Source organism: Burkholderia sp. MSMB1589WGS (assembly GCF_001636105.1).
Lineage (GTDB): Bacteria > Pseudomonadota > Gammaproteobacteria > Burkholderiales > Burkholderiaceae > Burkholderia > Burkholderia humptydooensis.
The window spans coordinates 687,823-705,253 of record NZ_LNJT01000007.1 but is presented as its reverse complement, the minus strand read 5'-3'; the positions used below and the strand labels follow the sequence as shown (position 1 = coordinate 705,253).

The window sequence follows — 17,431 nt, the reverse complement described above, 5'->3', positions numbered from 1 at the left end:
GCAAGAGACATGGAGACAACGATGACATCCCAGCACGATGGCCGCGTCGAGCGCGCGCCGGTCGGCCAGCCCGCGCGCGCCGCGCTCGCGGCGTTCGTCGGCACGACGATCGAGTGGTACGACTTCTACCTTTACGCGACCGCGTCCGCGCTCATCTTCGGCAAGCTGTTCTTTCCGCCGGGCGAGCCGTTCTTCAGCACGCTCGCGTCGTTCGGCACGTTCGCGGTCGGCTTTTTCGCGCGGCCGTTCGGCGGCCTCGTGTTCGGCCATCTCGGCGACCGGATCGGCCGCAAGAAGGCGCTCGTCGCGACGCTCGTCATCATGGCGGCCGGCACGGTCGGCATCGGCCTGCTGCCCGCTTACGCGCAGGCGGGCGTCGCCGCGCCCGTCGCGCTCGTCGCGCTGCGCATCGCGCAAGGCATCGCGATCGGCGGCGAGTGGGGCGGCGCGGTGCTGATGGCGAGCGAGCACGCGAGCGCGGACAAGCGCACGTTCGTCGCGTCGTTCGCGCAGCTCGGCAGCCCGGCCGGATTGATTCTCGCGCTGCTCGCGTTTCGGCTCGTCGCCGGCATGGAGCACGGCGCGTTCCTCGCGTGGGGCTGGCGGCTGCCGTTTCTCGCGAGCGCGGCGCTGCTTGTCGTCGGGCTCGCGATCCGCGCGGGCGTCGACGAATCGCCGGAGTTCGCGCGCGTGAAGGCCGAGCGGCGCACGGCGGCGCGGCCCGTGGCCGACGTGGTGCGCGACGCGTGGCGCACGCTGCTGCTCTGCCTCGGCGCGAACGTGATCGGCGTCGCGGGCGCGTGGTTCGTCAACACGTTCATGCTGAACTACACGACGCAGACGCTCGGGCTCGATCGCGCGCTGATCCTCGATTGCCTGTTCGTCGTCGCGTTCATCCAGCTCGGCACGCAGCTCGCGTCCGGCTGGTTCGCGCAGCGCGTCGGCACCGGGCGTTTCCTGATGACGGCCGCCGCGCTCGCGATCGCGTCGCCGTATCCGATGTTCGCGCTCGTGTCGACGGGGCGCCCCGTCGCGATCGTCGCCGGCATCGCGATCGCGGTGATGTGCATGTCGAGCTCGTACGCGGTGATGGCGGGCTTCATGTCGACCGCGTTCGACGTGCGCGTCCGCTATTCGGCGATCTCGCTGTCGTACCAGCTCTGCGCGGCGCTCGCGGGCGGGCTCACGCCGCTCGCCGGCGCGCTGCTCGCGCACCGTTTCGCCGGCCAGTGGTGGCCGCTCGCCGTGTTTTACAGCGCGCTCGCGGCGGTGTCGCTCGTGTGCATCGCGACGCTCGAGCGCGGCAAGCGCGTCGACGTCGGCGCGAGGGGCGGGGTGCTCGCGAAGCCTTGACGGCGCGCTCGCGCGCTCGCGCGCGCAAAAAAAGCCTCGGGCAGCAATCGCTGCCCGAGGCTTTCGTCCGATATGCGGAACGCGGCGGCGGAACGCGGCGGTTCAGCCCTGCGTCGGCGGCACGTAGCCGGACGCCTGGTCCGCGCCGTCGCCGAAGAAATACTTCTCGGTCTGCTTCATCAGGTACTGACGCGCGCGCGGATCGGCCATGTTCAGCCGGTTCTCGTTGATCAGCATCGTCTGCTGCTTGAGCCAGCCTTGCCACGCTTCCTTCGACACGCTCTCGTACAGGCGCTTGCCGAGCTCGCCCGGCAGCGGCGGGAAATCGAGTCCCTCGGCTTCCTTGCCGAGCTTCGCGCAGTGAATCATACGGGCCATCGTGTACCTCTCCTGTAATCGTAATCGGGGGGAAGGGCGCGCCGCGCCGCTCAGAGCTGCTTCATCAGCACGAGCGACTTGCGCTGCCAGTTGTAGAGCTTGCGGCGGTCTTCGGGCAGGTCGTCGACCGTCGCCTTCACGAAGCCGCGCTTCAGGAACCAGTGCTCGGTGCGGGTCGTCAGCACGAAGATCCGCGTCAAGCCGCGCGCGCGGGCGCGCTGCTCGATCCGCTTCAGGAGCTGCGCGCCGTCGCCCGAGCCTTGCGCCTCGGGCGCGACCGTGAGGCACGCCATCTCGCCGATCTTCTCGGTCGGGTACGGGTAGAGCGCCGCGCAGCCGAACAGCACGCCGTCGTGCTCGATGACCGAGAAGTGATCGATGTCCCGCTCGATCTGGTGGCGGCCGCGCCGCACGAGCGTGCCGTCCGTCTCGAGCGGCTCGATGAGGGTCAGGATGCCGCCGACGTCGTCCGGCGTCGCTTCGCGCAGGCTCTCGAGGTTCTCGTACGAGATCATCGTGCCCACGCCGTCATGCAGGAACAATTCGAGCAGCACGCTGCCGTCGAGCGACTGCGGAATCAGGTGCGCGCGCGCGACGCCGCCGCGGCACGCGCGGATCGCGTGCTTCAGGAAGAACCCGTCGTCGCCCTGCAGATCGCCCGAGTCGAGCAACTCGGCCGCCGCGTCGAGCGACATCTCGCGCACGAGCTCGCCCGCTTCGTCGACGATGCCGGGCGACTCGGTCAGGAAGATGATCTTGTCCGCGCGCAGCGCGATCGCGGCCGCCGACGCGACGTCCTCCATCGACAGGTTGAACGCCTCGCCCGTCGGCGAGAAGCCGAGCGGCGACAGCAGCACGAGCTTGCGGCTCGCGAGCGAATGGCGGATCGACTCGGCGTCGATCTTGCGCACGACGCCCGTGTGCGCGAAGTCGACGCCATCGAGAATCCCCACCGGCCGCGCGGTCACGAAGTTGCCGGACACGACGCTGATGTGCGCGTGCGCCATCGGCGTGTTCGGCAGGCCCTGGCTGATCGCCGCCTCGATGTCGAGCCGCACTTCGCCCGCCGCTTCCTTCGCCGATTCGAGCGCGCGCGCGTCGGTGATCCGCAGGCCGTGCGAGAACGCGGATTCGACGCCGTGCAGGCTCAGTTGCTCCTCGACCTGCGGCCGCGAGCCGTGCACGAGCACGATCTGGATGCCCATCGCCTGCAGCAGCGCGATGTCGGACACGAGCGCGCTCAGCAGTCCGCGCTGCACGACCTCGCCGCCGAAGCCGACGACGAACGTGTTGTTGCGGAACTTGTGGATATAGGGCGCGACGGAACGCATCCAGTCGACGAACTGCGCGTGATGGACGGCTTCGTCGACGGACGGCTGGGGCGCGGCGCCCGAATGGGTGGCGGGGAGGTCGGTTTGGGAATTCATGGGCGGGATTATAATGCGCCCCCATGTCGAATGTACCTAAAAGTCCCGCGCAAAAACGTGCGGGCACGCCGGGCGAGCCGCGGCCGTCGCGCCCGCGGCAGGCGTCGCCCGGGCAGCCGGGCGCGCCGCGCGCCGCGCGCCGCGACGCCGGCCCCGAGGCCGCCCGCGCGCCGCGCGCACCGCATGCCCCGCAGACACGCGTCGCGCCGAATCCCGTTGCGCCGATCACGTTTCCCGAAAGCCTGCCCGTGTCGGGCAGGCGCGACGAGATCGCGCGCGCGATCGCCGATCACCAGGTGGTGATCGTCTGCGGCGAGACGGGCTCGGGCAAGACCACCCAGTTGCCGAAGATCTGCCTGTCGCTCGGCCGCGGCCTCGGCGCGGGCGGCGCGGGCCTGATCGGCCACACGCAGCCGCGGCGGCTCGCGGCGTCGTCGACAGGCCGCCGGATCGCCGAGGAGCTCGGCACGCCGTTCGGCGAAGTGGTCGGCTACAAGGTGCGCTTCACCGACAACCTCGCGCCGGGCGCCTCGGTCAAGCTGATGACGGACGGCATCCTGCTCGCCGAGACGCAGACCGATCCGCTCCTGAAGGCGTACGACACCCTTATCATCGACGAGGCGCACGAGCGCAGCCTGAACATCGATTTCCTGCTCGGCTACCTGAAGCAGATCCTGCCGCAGCGGCCGGACCTGAAGCTGATCGTCACGTCGGCGACGATCGACGCGGAGCGCTTCGCGCGCCATTTCGGCAGCGACGAGCGGCCCGCGCCCGTGATCGAGGTGAGCGGGCGGCTGTATCCGGTCGAGGTCCGCTACCGGGCGATCGCCGATGACCGGCCGGCCGCCGTCCGGCACGCGGAAGGCGCGGCGTCCGGCCGCGACCGCGCGAAGAGCGCGCGCGAGGCCGAGCGCGACCTGATGGACGGCATCGTCGACGCGGTCGACGAGCTGTGCCGCGAAGGCCCGGGCGACGTGCTCGTGTTCCTGCCCGGCGAGCGCGAGATCCGCGACGCGGCCGAGTCGCTGCGCAAGCATCATCCGCCGCACACCGAGATCCTGCCGCTCTTCGCGCGGCTGTCCGCCGCCGAGCAGGAGCGCGTGTTCAAGCCGTCGAACGCGCGCCGGATCGTGCTCGCGACGAACGTCGCCGAGACGTCGCTCACGGTGCCGGGCATCCGTTACGTCGTCGATACGGGCCTCGCGCGCGTGAAGCGCTATTCGTACCGGAACAAGGTCGAGCAACTGCAGATCGAGTCGATCTCGCAGGCGGCCGCGAACCAGCGCGCGGGCCGCTGCGGCCGCGTCGCCGACGGCGTCTGCATCCGCCTTTACGAAGAAAGCGATTTCGCCGGCCGCGCGCGCTTCACCGATCCGGAAATCCTGCGCTCGTCGCTCGCGGCGGTGATCCTGCGGATGAAGTCGCTGCATCTGTCGGAGATCGAATCGTTTCCGTTCATCGAGCCGCCGCCCGGCCGCGCGATCGCGGACGGCTATCAGTTGCTCAACGAGCTCGGCGCGGTCGACGACGACAACGCGCTCACGCCGCTCGGCCGCGAGCTCGCGCGGCTGCCGCTCGACCCGCGCGTCGGCCGGATGATCCTCGCCGCGCGCGACCAGCAGGCGTTGCGCGAAGTGCTCGTGATCGCGAGCGCGCTGTCCGTGCAGGACCCGCGCGATCGCCCGGCCGACGCGCAGGAGCAGGCCGACCAGGCGCATCGGCGCTTCGCCGACGAGCGCTCCGAGTTCCTCCAGTGGCCGAAGATCTGGGCGTGGTTCGAGGAGGCGGTCGCGCACAAGAAGTCGAACCGGCAGCTCGTCGACGCGTGCCGGCAGAACTTCCTGTCGCATCTGCGGCTGCGCGAATGGCGCGACGTCCACTCGCAGCTCTTGACCGTCGTGCGCGAGCACGGCTGGCGCCTGAACGAGGCCGACGCGACGTTCGAGCAGATCCATCTGTCGCTGTTGACGGGCCTGCTCGGCAACATCGGCTTCAAGGCCGAGGACGAGCCGCACTACCTCGGCGCGCGCGGGATCAAGTTCCATCTGTGGCCGGGCTCCGCGCTCGTGAAGAAGGCGGGGCGCTGGGTGATGGCGGCCGAGCTCGTCGAGACGAGCCGGCTCTATGCGCGCTGCATCGCGAAGATCGAGCCGGAATGGATCGAGCGGATCGGCGCGCATCTGCTGAAGAGATCGCTGTCCGAGCCGCACTGGGAGAAACGTCCCGCGCAGGTCGCCGCGTTCGAGCGCGCGACGCTGTACGGGCTCACCGTCTATCACCGGCGGCGCGTCGCGTTCGGCCGGCAGGACCCGGCGCGCGCGCGGGAGCTCTTCATCCGCGGCGCGCTCGTCGACGGCGAATTCGACACGAAGCTCGCGTTCTTCGCGCACAACCGCAAGCTGCTCGCCGACATCGAGCAGCTCGAGCACAAGTCGCGCCGGCAGGACGTGCTCGTCGACGACGAGCTGATTCACGCGTTCTACGATCAGGCGATTCCGGCCGGCATCCACACGGGCGCCGCGTTCGAGCGCTGGTATCGCGACGAGGTGAAGAAGAGCGGGCAGCCGGAAGACGGGCTGCGCCTGCTGTATCTGTCGCGCGACGACCTGATGCGCCACGAGGCGGCGGGCGTGACGACCGACCTGTTTCCGAAGCGCGCAACGATGGCGGGCGTCGAGATGGCGCTCGCGTACCACTTCGAGCCCGGCTCGCCGCGCGACGGCGTGACGCTCGCGGTGCCGCTCTTCGCGCTGAACCAGGTCGACGCGCGCCGCGCCGAGTGGCTCGTGCCCGGGATGCTGAAGGAGAAGGCGCACCTGCTGCTGAAGTCGCTGCCGCAGAAGCTGCGCCGCCATTGCGTGCCGCTGCCCGAATACGCGGCGGGCTTCGTCGAGCGCGCCGGACGCGCTCGCTTCGGCGCGGCCGGCGCAGGCGCGGGCGGCCTCGTCGATGCGCTGATCGCCGACGTCCGGGAGCAGACGCAAGTCGCGACGAAGACGTCCGACTTCAAGCTCGAGACGCTGCCCGCGCACCTGTTCATGAACTTCAAGGTGATCGACGAGCACGGCCGCCAGCTCGCGATGGGGCGCAATCTCGCGCAATTGCGCGCGGAGCTGGGCGCGCAGGCGCAGCAGCATTTCCAGAAGATCGCCGCCGCGGCGACGCTCGCGCCGGCGGGCGAGCATTCGGGCGCGACGGCGGCCGCCGCCGAGGCGCCCGCGGGCGGCGCGCGGCCGCGACGCGGGCACGTCGGGGCGCCGCAGCCGGCGGCGCAAGCGGGCGCGGCGGCCGCCGGCGCGACCGCGCTCTACGAGAACCTGACGACGTGGAACTTCGGCACGCTGCCGGAATTGCTCGAGATCCGCCGGCGCGGCGAGACGCTCGTCGGCTACCCGGCGCTCGTCGACCGCGGCACGCACTGCGACGTCGAGGTGTTCGACTCGCCCGACGAGGCCGCGCGGGTCCACCGCGCGGGCTTGCGGCGCCTGTTCGCGCTGCAGTTGAAGGAGCCGATCAAGTATCTGGAGAAGAACCTGCCGGGGCTGCGCGAGATGGCGATGCAGTACATGTCGCTCGGCACGCAGGACGAGCTGCGCGACCAGTTGATCGCGACCGCGCTCGACCGCGCGTGCCTGCAGGACCCGCTGCCCGACGACGACGCGAGCTTCCACGCGCGCCGCGACGAGGGCAGGAGCCGCCTGAACCTGCTCGCGCAGGAGATCGCGCGGCTCGTCGGGCAGATCCTCGCCGAGTACGCGGGGCTCGCGAAGAAGCTCGCGCAGGCGAAGCCGTTCCCGGCCGCGCACGCGGACATGCAGGGCCAGCTCGCGGCGCTCGTCGGCAAGCGCTTCGTCGTCGATACGCCTTACGCGCAGCTTGCGCACTTCCCGCGCTACCTGAAGGGGATCGCGCTGCGAATCGACAAGCTGAAGGCCGATCCCGCCCGCGACGCGCGGCAGGCGGCCGAGCTGCAGCCGCTCGCGCAGCACTACCAGCGCTCGGCCGCGCAGCGCGGCGGCGTCGCGGACGCGCGGCTCGCCGAGTTCCGGTGGCTGCTCGAGGAACTGCGGATCTCGCTGTTCGCGCAGGAACTGCGCACGCCGATGCCGGTGTCGGTCAAGCGGCTCTACAAAGTGTGGGAGTCGATGCAGCGCTGAGCGCGGCTCGGAGTATGCGGGTTCACACTCGGGCGCGGGACGTCAACCGGCGGCGTTCTCGCGCGTTTTATCAATCACGCCAGTCCCTCGACGTGAGTCTTCATGCGCAATTTCCTCTCTCTCGGCCGCACGCTCGCGCTTGCGGCCGCCGTGCTGGCGCCTGTCGCCGCCTTCGCGAACAACGTGATCGTGCTGAATTCGGCTGAAGCGACGCTGTCCCTCATCGATCAGCAATCCCGCCAGGTCGTCGGCCAGTATCCGACCGGCAAGGAGCCGCATCACCTGATGGCGACGCCCGACAATTCGTCGCTGATCGTCGCGAATTCGGTGTCGAACAGCCTGATGTTCCTCGATCCGAAGACGGGCAAGCCGCAGCGCACGCTCGAAGGGATCGACGATCCTTACCAGCTCGGTTTTTCGCCCGACCGCAAGTGGTTCGTCGCGGCGGGCCTGCGGCTCGACCGCGTCGACATCTACAGCTACGACGGCCGTGACCTGAAGCTCGCGAAGCGCGTGCCGCTCGCGGTGATGCCGAGCCACCTCGCGTTCACGAAGGACAGCAAGACGGTGCTCGTGTCGCTGCAGGTGTCGGGCGAGCTCGCGGCGATCGATCTGGCCACGCAGACGGTCAAGTGGAAGATGAAGGTCGGGCCGGTGCCGGCGGGCTTGTGGCTCACGCCCGGCGACAAGTACGTGCTGATCGGGATGACGGGCGCCGACTACGTCGCCGTCGTCGACTGGCGCAACCAGAAGGTCGTGAAAACGATTCCGACCGGCAAGGGCGCGCACAACTTCCGCTCGCTCGCGGACGGCACGCACGTCGCGGTGACGAACCGGGTGGCGAACACGATCAGCATCATCGACGAGAACGCGCTCACGAACGTCGGCGACATCACGGGCCTGTTGCCCGGCCCGGACGACATGGAGCTGTCGGCCGACCGGAAGACGCTGTGGGTGACGTTCCGCTTCGCGAAGAAGGTCGGCGTGATCGATCTGCCGAGCCGCAAGCTGATCCAGACGATTTCGGTCGGCCGCTCGCCGCACGGGATCTATTTCTACGACCGGGCGCCGTGGACGGCGCCGAACGGCGCGTGACGCGGCGGGGGAGCGGTTCATGCTGCACATGATCGTCGCCGCGCTGGACGGCTTCGTGTCCGATCTGCAGACCTGGCTGTACGTCGACATCGTGCAGCCGCTGCTGTTCAAGGTCGGCCTGATGGACTACGACGAGGACACGTACGACGCGCTCTACTGGGTGATCGTCGGCGCGCTGCAGGTGGTCGCGATGTACGCGCTGCTGCGCCCGCTCGAGGCGCTGCGCCCCGTCGAGCGGTGGGAGAACCGCAAGGAGGCGCGCGTCGACGTGATCTACACGCTGATCGCGAAGCTCGGCATCTTCAGCCTGTTCTTCTTCTTCGCGATGCAGCCGCTCTTCGACGCCTTCCAGGCGTGGCTGCGTCTTCACGGGATCTCGAACTTCAATCTCGACTACCTGTGGCCGGGCGTCACGTCCAAGCCGATCGTCGCGTTCGCGATCTATCTGATCGCGCTCGATTTCGCCGGCTACTGGTATCACCGCTGGCAACACCGGATCGGCGTCTGGTGGGAGCTGCACGCCGTGCATCACAGCCAGCGCCAGATGTCGCTCTGGTGCGACGACCGCAACCACCTGCTCGACGACGTGCTGCAGGCGTGCTTCTTCGCGGCGATCGCGCTCGTGATCGGCGTGTCGCCGTCGCAGTTCGTCGTGCTGACCGCGGTCACGAACTTCATGCAGAGCGTTCAGCATACGAACGCGCGGCTGCCGCTCGGCTGGCTCGGCGAGCGCCTCGTCGTCAGCCCGACGTTCCATCGCCGCCATCACGCGGTCGGCTACGGCCACGAGGGCACGAAGTACGGCTGCAACTTCGGCGTGCTGTTTCCGTGGTGGGACATGCTGTTCCGCACCGCGTCGTGGAACCGCACGCCCGAGCCGACGGGCATCCGCGAGCAGTATGAGGGCGTGTCGTACGGCGACGGCTTCTGGGCGCAGCACTGGCTCGCGTTCGTGCGGATCGCGCGGCGGCTCGCGCCGGGGAAGCAGCGCGACGCGGCGTCGGCGTAAGCCGCCGCGGCGGGCGAGCGGCGCGTTCGGGGGGCGGCTTGGCCGAACGGCTTGCGGCTTTTCGACTGCCGGGGCGCTTCCCACCAGCTCTCTTCTCGCCGCGCGCCGCCCGGCCGCCCATGTGCGCGCATCGCACGCCTTCGCCGCCCCCATTCGCTACCGCCCCGTTTTTGCCGCACGCATGCCGCGTGGTTTATCCTTTCCGGGCCTTCCCATTCCCGATCGATGATCCGTCCCGCATGAACGATCTGCTGCGCTCCTTCGGCCGGGCGCTCGCGAGTGCGCTGCACCCGCGGATGCTCTGGCTCACCTTCATGCCGTTTATCGTCTCCGCGGTGATCTGGGGCGTCGTGCTCTGGTTCTCGTGGCAGCCGCTCGTCGACGCCGCGCGCGCCGCGCTCGACGGCTTCGCGCTGACGGCGCTCCTCTACAAGTTCTTCAACGCGATCGGCGCATCGCAACTGCACGCGGTCGTCGCGCCGTTCGTCGTCGTGTCGCTCGCGATTCCGCTCATCGTGCTGACGGTGCTGCTCCTGATCGCGACGCTGTCGATGCCCGCCGTCGTCTCGCATCTGTCGAAGCGCCAGTTCGCGTCGCTCGAGATGAAGCGGGGCGGCAGCCTGTTCGGCAGTGTGTTCAATTCGCTGTGGGCCGCGTTCGCGAGCATCGTGCTCCTGATCGTGACGGTGCCGCTGTGGCTGATTCCGCCGTTCTTCGCGCTGCTGCCGCCCGTGATCTGGGGCTGGCTCACGTACCGCGTGATGACCTATGACGCGCTCGCGCTGCACGCGAGCGCCGACGAGCGCCGCGCGCTCGTGCGCAAGCGCCGCTGGCCGCTGTTGGGCATCGGCGTCGCGAGCGGGCTGCTCGGCACGGTGCCGACCTTCATCTGGGTGTCGTCGATCTGGATGATGGTGCTGTTTCCGTTCGTCGCCGCCGCGATGATCTGGGTCTACGCGTTCATTCTGGTGTTCTCGGCGCTGTGGTTCGGCTTCTACTGCCTGCGCGCGCTGCAGGACGAGCGCGCGGCGGCCGGGAACGCGACTTCCATCGATTCGACGAGGCAAGCATGACCATCGGCATCATCATCATCGGCGACGAGATTCTGTCCGGTCGCCGCCAGGACAAGCACCTCGCCAAGGTGATCGAGCTCCTGGCCGCGCGCGGGCTGGCGCTCGGCTGGGCCGAGTACGTCGGCGACGATCCCGCGCGGATCACGGCGACGCTCGCGCGCACGTTCGCGTCGGGCGACATCGTGTTCTCGACGGGCGGGATCGGCGCGACGCCCGACGACCACACGCGCCAGTGCGCGGCCGCGGCGCTCGGCGTGCCGCTCGAGCTGCATCCGGAAGCGAAGGCGCTGATCGAGGCGCGGATTCGCGAGACGCACGCCGATCCGGCGAAGCCCGCCGATCTCGATTCGCCGGAGAACCGGCATCGGCTGAACATGGGCGTGTTCCCGCGCGGCGCGACGATCATCCCGAACGGCTACAACCGGATCCCGGGCTTTTCGTGCGGCGATCATCACTTCGTGCCGGGCTTTCCGGTGATGGCGTGGCCGATGATCGAATGGGTGCTCGACACGAAGTACGCGCACCTGCATCACGCGACCCCGCATGCGGAGCGCTCGCTCTATGTGTTCGAGCTGCCCGAATCGACGCTCACGCCGCTGATGGAGAGAATCGAGCGAGATTTCCCGGGCGTGCGGGTCTTCAGCCTGCCGAGCGTAGGCGACGCGGAAAAGGGCGGCGTCTATGCGCGCCGGCACATCGATCTCGGCGTGAAGGGCGAGCCGGAGGCGGTCGCGGCCGCGTTCGTGAGACTGCGCGAGGGCGTGCATCTGCTCGGCGGCGACATCGTCGAGCCGGCCGAGCCGCAGCACGGCTGAGCGGGGCGGGCGCGGCGCGCGGGCCGTCATCGCCATGTCATCGGCCGGCCGGACGATGGCGGGCGGCGTCGCGCGTTATGCGCCGATCCAGGGCAAGCCGCGGTGGCACCAGCCTTCGACGGTCTTCCGGTGCCCTTGCGCGTCCTTAGCGCCTTCGAATCCTTCGAGCAGATCGAACGCCTTCATGAAGCCGGCCTGCGCGGCGGCGACCGCGGCGAGCTTCGAGCGCGCGGCGCTGCGGCACAGGAACAGGATCGGCTGACCGGGTTGCGCGAGGGTGCGCAATTGGTCGATGAATTCCGCGTTCGGCACGCCGCCCGGGTAGCGGGCCCATTCGATGTGCGCGTACTGGCCGTCGCCGACGAGCGGACGGCCGACCCAGTCGAGCTCCGCGCGGGTGCGCACGTCGATGAGGCGCGCGCTCGGATCGAGTTGCAGCAGCTCGAAGGCCTCGGCGGGCGAGAGCGCGCCCGCGTAGTTCAGGTTGCCTTGCGCGCGGCGCGTGTCGGCTTGCGCGTAAAGCTGTTCAAGCGTACTCATGGCGGGAGGTCTCCTGCGGATCAAAAAACCATTCTAGCGCGCCGGCCGGGCAGCGACGGCCGCCGATATCCATGACGCGCGCGATGTGCTGATATCACCAAAAAGGTGCAAAATGAGCGAAGGGCACCAGAACGGTGATTTCAGGGTGTATGGAACGCTCTATTGCACAAACAAGGTGCGCGCCCGGCAGCGTCCGGGCGCGCCGAAGCCCCGAAAGTGCGCGCCCCGGCCCTGACGGGGCGCGGCCTCGCGCGCTTCGCGCCGATCTGGCGCATGCATGGCATGGAAGCTGCTATATCCATCCCGTTCGAATCGGTTGTACGCGGCAAAGAACGCTGCGCTCAGCAGCTCGCTTAACGAGGCGGTCCCAGTCCGCCGGATTTGTTCAATCAGGAGAAGAGGTTATGAGTAAAACCGTCGCCGACGTCATGCAGCTTGTGAAGGACGAGGACGTCAAGTTTGTCGATTTCCGCTTCACGGACACGCGCGGCAAGGAGCAACACGTGTCGGTGCCGGTGTCGGCCTTCGGCGAGGACAAGTTCGAAAGCGGCCACGCGTTCGACGGCTCGTCGATCGCGGGCTGGAAGGGCATCGAGGCGTCGGACATGCTGCTCATGCCGGATCCGAACGCCGCCTTCATCGACCCGTTCTACGAAGAGTCGACCCTCGTGCTGACCTGCGATGTCGTCGAGCCTGCCGACGGCAAGGGCTACGAGCGCGATCCGCGCTCGCTCGCGAAGCGCGCCGAGGCGTACCTGAAGAGCACGGGCATCGGCGACACCGCGTACTTCGGCCCGGAGCCGGAATTCTTCATCTTCGATTCGGTGCAGTGGAACACCGACATGTCCGGCTGCTTCGTGAAGATCAGCTCGGAAGAAGCGCCGTGGTCGTCGGCGAAGGAATTCGAAGGCGGCAACACGGGCCACCGTCCGGGCGTGAAGGGCGGCTACTTCCCGGTCGCGCCGGTCGATTCGTTCCAGGACATGCGCTCGGAAATGTGCCTGCTGCTCGAGCAGATCGGCATTCCGGTCGAAGTGCACCACCACGAAGTGGCGGGCCAGGGCCAGAACGAAATCGGCACGAAGTTCTCGACGCTCGTCGAGCGCGCGGACTGGACGCAATGGGCGAAGTACATCATCCATAACGTCGCGCACTCGTATGGCAAGACGGCAACGTTCATGCCGAAGCCCGTCGTCGGCGACAACGGCTCGGGCATGCACGTGCACCAGTCGATCTGGAAGGACGGCCAGAACCTGTTCGCGGGCAACGGCTACGCGGGCCTGTCGGAAACGGCGCTCTTCTACATCGGCGGCATCATCAAGCACGCGCGCGCGCTGAACGCGATCACGAACCCGACGACGAACTCGTACAAGCGCCTCGTGCCGCACTTCGAGGCGCCCGTGAAGCTCGCGTACTCGGCGCGCAACCGCTCGGCGTCGATCCGCATTCCGCACGTGTCGAACCCGAAGGGCCGCCGCATCGAAACGCGCTTCCCGGACCCGATGGCGAACCCGTACCTGTGCTTCACGGCGCTGATGATGGCGGGCCTCGACGGCATCCAGAACAAGATCCATCCGGGCGAGGCCGCGGACAAGAACCTGTACGACCTGCCGCCGGAAGAGGACGCCAAGATCCCGACCGTGTGCGCCGGCCTCGACCAGGCGCTCGAAGCGCTCGACCAGGACCGCGAGTTCCTGACCCGCGGCGGCGTGTTCACGGACGCGATGATCGACGCGTACCTGGGCCTGAAGGAACAGGAGCTCGCGAAGTACCGCATGACGACGCATCCGATCGAGTTCGAGATGTACTACTCGCTGTAAGCGACGATGGCGCTTCGTCTCGTCGGCGAACGAAGCGCCGCGGCGCCGACCGGCCTTCGCGCGGCAGTTGCGCGCGAAGGCATCGGACCTTGAAAAGGGGACGGCGGGACGCCGTCCCCTTTTTGTTCCGCCAGCGACGGCGGTTTTTGACACGGCATCCACGCAAGATGGTTCTGAAGAATCTGATCAAGGCCAGGGCCGGCCACCCGGAGCGCTTGTCGGACGACGACCGGCTCGTGCGCTCGGGGCTTCTGACCGGGCTCGAAGCGTTGCCGACGGTCGTGCTCGTGCTCGACCGGCGCACGCTCAGGATCGCGTTCGCCAATCCGTCGGCGGAGGCGATGCTCGACATCTCGCGCCGGCAGTTGTCGCAGATGCCGTGGGGCGAGATCTTCCCGAACGCGGGCGAGCTCGCGACGACGATCACCGCGATCGGCGAAGAACGCTTTCATGCGACGCATCTCGACACCGTGCTCGACCGCCCGGGCCGCGAGCCGCTGCACGTGCACGCGATCGTCGGCTTCCTCGAGGGCGCGCCCGATTTCGTGCTCGTCGAGCTGTTCGAGAACGAACGGCAGTCGCGCACCGACCGCGAGGAGCGGATCCACGATCTCACGGCCGTCAACAAGCAACTGATCCGCAATCTCGCGCACGAGATCAAGAACCCGCTCGGCGGGATCCGCGGCGCTGCGCAATTGCTCGAATTCGAGTTGGGCGAGCGCGAGCGCGACGAGCTGCGCGAGTACACGCAGGTGATCATCAAGGAATCGGACCGGCTGCAGACGCTCGTCGATCGGCTGCTCGAGCCGCATCGCCATCCGCACATCGTCGGCGACGTGAATATCCATGAAGTGTGCGAGCGGGTGCGCGCGGTGATGCTCGCGGAATTTCCGCGCGGCCTCACGATCGAGCGCGACTACGACGTGAGCGTGCCCGATCTGCGCGGCGACAAGGAGCAACTGATCCAGGCGCTCCTGAACATCGTGCGCAACGCGGCGCAGGCGCTGCGCGAGCGCATCGCGCAGGGCGACGCGAGGATCGAACTGCGCACGCGCGTCGCGCGCAAGGTGACGATCGCGAAGCGCCTGTACAAGCTGGCACTGGATTTGCACGTGATCGACAATGGCCCCGGCATTCCCGACGACATCCGCGACCGGATCTTCTATCCGCTCGTATCCGGCCGCGACGACGGCAGCGGACTCGGGCTCACGCTCGCGCAGACGTTCATCCAGCAGCATGACGGGATGATCGAAGTGGACAGCCGGCCGGGCCGAACCGAATTTCAGATTTTGCTGCCGCTCGACCATTGAGCGGCGGCGCAGCGATTCTCCATACCTCTGACCGACTATGAAGCCGATCTGGATAGTAGACGACGACCAATCGATCCGCTGGGTGCTCGAGAAAGCGCTCGCGCGCGAGAGCTTCGCGACGAGGAGCTTCGCGAACGTGCGCGAAGCGCTCGGCGCGCTCGACCAGGAAACGCCGCAGGTGCTCGTATCCGACATCCGGATGCCGGGCGGCTCGGGGCTCGAGCTGCTGCAGGCGATGCACGACAGGCTGCCGGGGCTGCCCGTCATCATCATGACGGCGTTCTCGGACCTGGACAGCGCGGTTGCGGCGTTTCAGGGCGGCGCGTTCGAATATCTCGCGAAGCCGTTTGACGTCGACAAGGCGGTCGAGCTGATCCGGCGCGCGGTCGAAGAGAGCCTGCGCGGCGGCGTGCCCGACGACGACAAGCTCGCCGAAGCGCCCGAGATGCTCGGCCAGGCGCCCGCGATGCAGGACATGTTCCGCGCGATCGGCCGGCTGTCGCATTCGGCCGCGACCGTGCTGATCACGGGCGAATCGGGCACCGGCAAGGAGCTCGTCGCGCGTGCGCTGCATCGGCACAGCCCGCGCGCGAACGGTCCGTTCATCGCGCTCAACACGGCGGCGATCCCGAAGGACCTGCTCGAATCCGAGCTGTTCGGCCACGAGCGCGGCGCGTTCACGGGCGCGCAGACGACGCGCCAGGGCCGCTTCGAGCAGGCCGAGAACGGCACGCTGTTCCTCGATGAAATCGGCGACATGCCGTTCGACTTGCAGACGCGCCTGTTGCGCGTGCTGTCGGACGGGCAGTTCTATCGCGTCGGCGGCCACAGTCCGCTGCGCTCGAACGTGCGCGTGATCGCGGCGACGCACCAGAATCTCGAGGCGCGCGTGCGGCAGGGGCTGTTCCGCGAGGATCTGTATCACCGGCTCAACGTGATCCGGCTGCGGCTGCCGCCGCTGCGCGAGCGCAGCGAGGACATTGCGCTGCTCACGCGCCACTTCCTGCAGAAGAGCGCGCGCGACCTCGGCGTCGAGCCGAAGCGCGTGTCGGACGAGGCGCTCGCGTATCTGACGTCGCTGCCGTTTCCGGGCAACGTCCGGCAGCTCGAGAATCTCGCGAACTGGCTGACGGTGATGGCGCCCGCGCAGACGGTCGAGATCAAGGATCTGCCGCCCGATCTCGTCGCGACGCAGACCGCGTCCGGCAGCGTGACGCCCGTCGAGGCCACCGTGGAGGCGGACGCGCCGATGGCCGGCATGGGCGTCGGCGTGGCGGAATCGCACGTGGCGAGCGTGGTCGCGGCCGCGCCCGCGATGGCGGGCGTGCCGGCGGCGATAGGTGCGACGGCGGGGCATCCGCTGTGGGAGCACGGCTTGCGCACCGAAGTCGCGCGCTTGTTGCGCGAGAACTCGGCGGACGTGATGGATGCGCTCGCGCGCCGCTTCGAGGCCGCGGTGATCCGCGAGGCGCTCGATTTCACGCGCGGCCGCAAGGTCGAGGCGGCCGAGCGGCTCGGCATCGGCCGCAACACGATCACACGCAAGATTCAGGAGCTGCACCTCGAATCGTGATCGGCGCGGCGCGATGTGCGCCGTGCATGCGGCGCCGGCTCAGCCGATCTGCGCGACGACGGGCGTGTGGTCGGACGGCTGCTCCCACGTGCGCGGCACGCGGTCGACCGTGCAGCTCGTGCAGGTCTCCGCGAGCGCGGGCGACAGCAGGATGTGATCGATCCGCAGCCCCGCGTTGCGGCGGAACGCGAGCATCCGGTAGTCCCACCACGTGAAGGTTTTCTCGGGTTGATCGAAGCGGCGGAATGCGTCGACGAAGCCGAGCGCGACGAGTTGCGCGAAGTGCGCGCGCTCCTGCGGCGACACGAGATTCTGGCCTTCCCATTTCGCGGGATCGTGCACGTCGCGATCTTCGGGCGCGATGTTGTAGTCGCCGAGGAGCGCGAGCTTCGGGTAGCGCTGCAGCTCGCGCTTCAGCCACGCCTGCAGCGCGTCGAGCCATTGCATCTTGTAGACGAACTTCTCCGAGTCGAGCGCCTGGCCATTCGGGAAGTATGCGGACACGATCCGCACGCCGTCGATCGTCGCGGCGATCAGGCGCTGCTGCGAGTCTTCGAAGCCGGGAATGTTGCGCACGACGTCCGCCTCGTCGAACGGCAGGCGCGCGCGCGCGAGGATCGCAACGCCGTTGTAGGTCTTCTGGCCCGCGAACCAGCTTCGGTAGCCGGCTGCTTCGAGCGCTTCGCGCGGGAATTTCTCGTCGGGGATCTTGAGCTCCTGAAGGCACAGCACGTCGACGTCGCTTTGCGCGAGCCAGTCGAGCACGTGCTGCTTGCGCACGTTCAGGGAGTTGACGTTCCAGGTGGCAATCTTCATGGCGGATCAACGGGATGCGTGAGGCCGACATCTTACCGCGAGCCGCCACAGTCGACGGGAAAGCC

General features: G+C 68.5%; 13 protein-coding genes. 9 read left to right on the top strand and 4 right to left on the bottom strand.

All coding sequences use genetic code 11. The features are described 5' to 3' along the window. Positions 1–21: 21 nt before the first annotated feature. Complete coding sequence (locus tag WT16_RS11160; RefSeq protein ID WP_015601454.1) at positions 22–1,353, top strand: MFS transporter; 1,332 nt, start codon at positions 22–24, stop codon at positions 1,351–1,353. A 102-nt stretch (positions 1,354–1,455) separates the two neighbouring features. On the opposite strand, the gene WT16_RS11155 is transcribed toward WT16_RS11160, so the two are convergent. Both WT16_RS11155 and argA read right to left on the bottom strand, forming a co-directional pair. Then, positions 1,456–1,731, bottom strand: coding sequence for an oxidative damage protection protein (locus WT16_RS11155; RefSeq protein ID WP_009913003.1), 276 nt, complete (start codon positions 1,729–1,731; stop codon positions 1,456–1,458). Between the two features lie 50 nt (positions 1,732–1,781). Next, positions 1,782–3,158 carry an amino-acid N-acetyltransferase gene (argA, locus tag WT16_RS11150; protein ID WP_015602335.1) on the bottom strand — a complete coding sequence of 459 codons (1,377 nt, stop codon included), beginning with the start codon at positions 3,156–3,158 and terminating at the stop codon, positions 1,782–1,784. A 23-nt stretch (positions 3,159–3,181) separates the two neighbouring features. Between argA and hrpA the strand changes: the two genes are divergently transcribed. The 5 genes from hrpA (at position 3,182) to WT16_RS11125 (ending at position 11,307) form a co-directional block, all read left to right on the top strand. Then, positions 3,182–7,315 carry an ATP-dependent RNA helicase HrpA gene (hrpA, locus tag WT16_RS11145; protein ID WP_063533346.1) on the top strand — a complete coding sequence of 1,378 codons (4,134 nt, stop codon included), beginning with the start codon at positions 3,182–3,184 and terminating at the stop codon, positions 7,313–7,315. Between the two features lie 102 nt (positions 7,316–7,417). Further along, positions 7,418–8,410: a beta-propeller fold lactonase family protein gene (locus WT16_RS11140; RefSeq protein ID WP_006025919.1), complete on the top strand. Its 993-nt coding sequence runs from the start codon at positions 7,418–7,420 to the stop codon at positions 8,408–8,410. A 19-nt stretch (positions 8,411–8,429) separates the two neighbouring features. Beyond that, complete coding sequence (locus tag WT16_RS11135; RefSeq protein ID WP_006025920.1) at positions 8,430–9,419, top strand: sterol desaturase family protein; 990 nt, start codon at positions 8,430–8,432, stop codon at positions 9,417–9,419. A 239-nt stretch (positions 9,420–9,658) separates the two neighbouring features. Next, positions 9,659–10,492 carry an EI24 domain-containing protein gene (locus WT16_RS11130; protein WP_006025921.1) on the top strand — a complete coding sequence of 278 codons (834 nt, stop codon included), beginning with the start codon at positions 9,659–9,661 and terminating at the stop codon, positions 10,490–10,492. Then, positions 10,489–11,307, top strand: coding sequence for a molybdopterin-binding protein (locus tag WT16_RS11125; RefSeq protein WP_063533345.1), 819 nt, complete (start codon positions 10,489–10,491; stop codon positions 11,305–11,307). Before WT16_RS11130 ends, WT16_RS11125 begins: the two co-directional genes overlap by 4 nt. A gap of 75 nt (positions 11,308–11,382) precedes the next feature. Here the strand turns inward: WT16_RS11125 and WT16_RS11120 are convergent, their stop codons facing one another. Beyond that, positions 11,383–11,847 (bottom strand): rhodanese-like domain-containing protein, encoded by a 465-nt coding sequence (locus WT16_RS11120; RefSeq protein ID WP_063533344.1) that lies wholly within the window; start codon positions 11,845–11,847, stop codon positions 11,383–11,385. Between the two features lie 404 nt (positions 11,848–12,251). Between WT16_RS11120 and glnA the strand changes: the two genes are divergently transcribed. From glnA to ntrC, 3 genes are all read left to right on the top strand, one after another. After that, positions 12,252–13,667, top strand: coding sequence for a type I glutamate--ammonia ligase (glnA, locus tag WT16_RS11115; protein ID WP_015601285.1), 1,416 nt, complete (start codon positions 12,252–12,254; stop codon positions 13,665–13,667). Between the two features lie 167 nt (positions 13,668–13,834). Then, positions 13,835–14,977 carry a nitrogen regulation protein NR(II) gene (glnL, locus tag WT16_RS11110; protein ID WP_009912993.1) on the top strand — a complete coding sequence of 381 codons (1,143 nt, stop codon included), beginning with the start codon at positions 13,835–13,837 and terminating at the stop codon, positions 14,975–14,977. Between the two features lie 37 nt (positions 14,978–15,014). Beyond that, complete coding sequence (gene ntrC / locus WT16_RS11105; RefSeq protein ID WP_063533343.1) at positions 15,015–16,550, top strand: nitrogen regulation protein NR(I); 1,536 nt, start codon at positions 15,015–15,017, stop codon at positions 16,548–16,550. Positions 16,551–16,589: 39 nt separating this feature from the next. On the opposite strand, the gene xth is transcribed toward ntrC, so the two are convergent. Continuing rightward, the gene (gene xth / locus WT16_RS11100; protein WP_006025927.1) at positions 16,590–17,366 is read right to left on the bottom strand and encodes an exodeoxyribonuclease III; all 777 of its coding nucleotides are present in this window, start codon (positions 17,364–17,366) and stop codon (positions 16,590–16,592) included. Positions 17,367–17,431 lie beyond the last annotated feature (65 nt).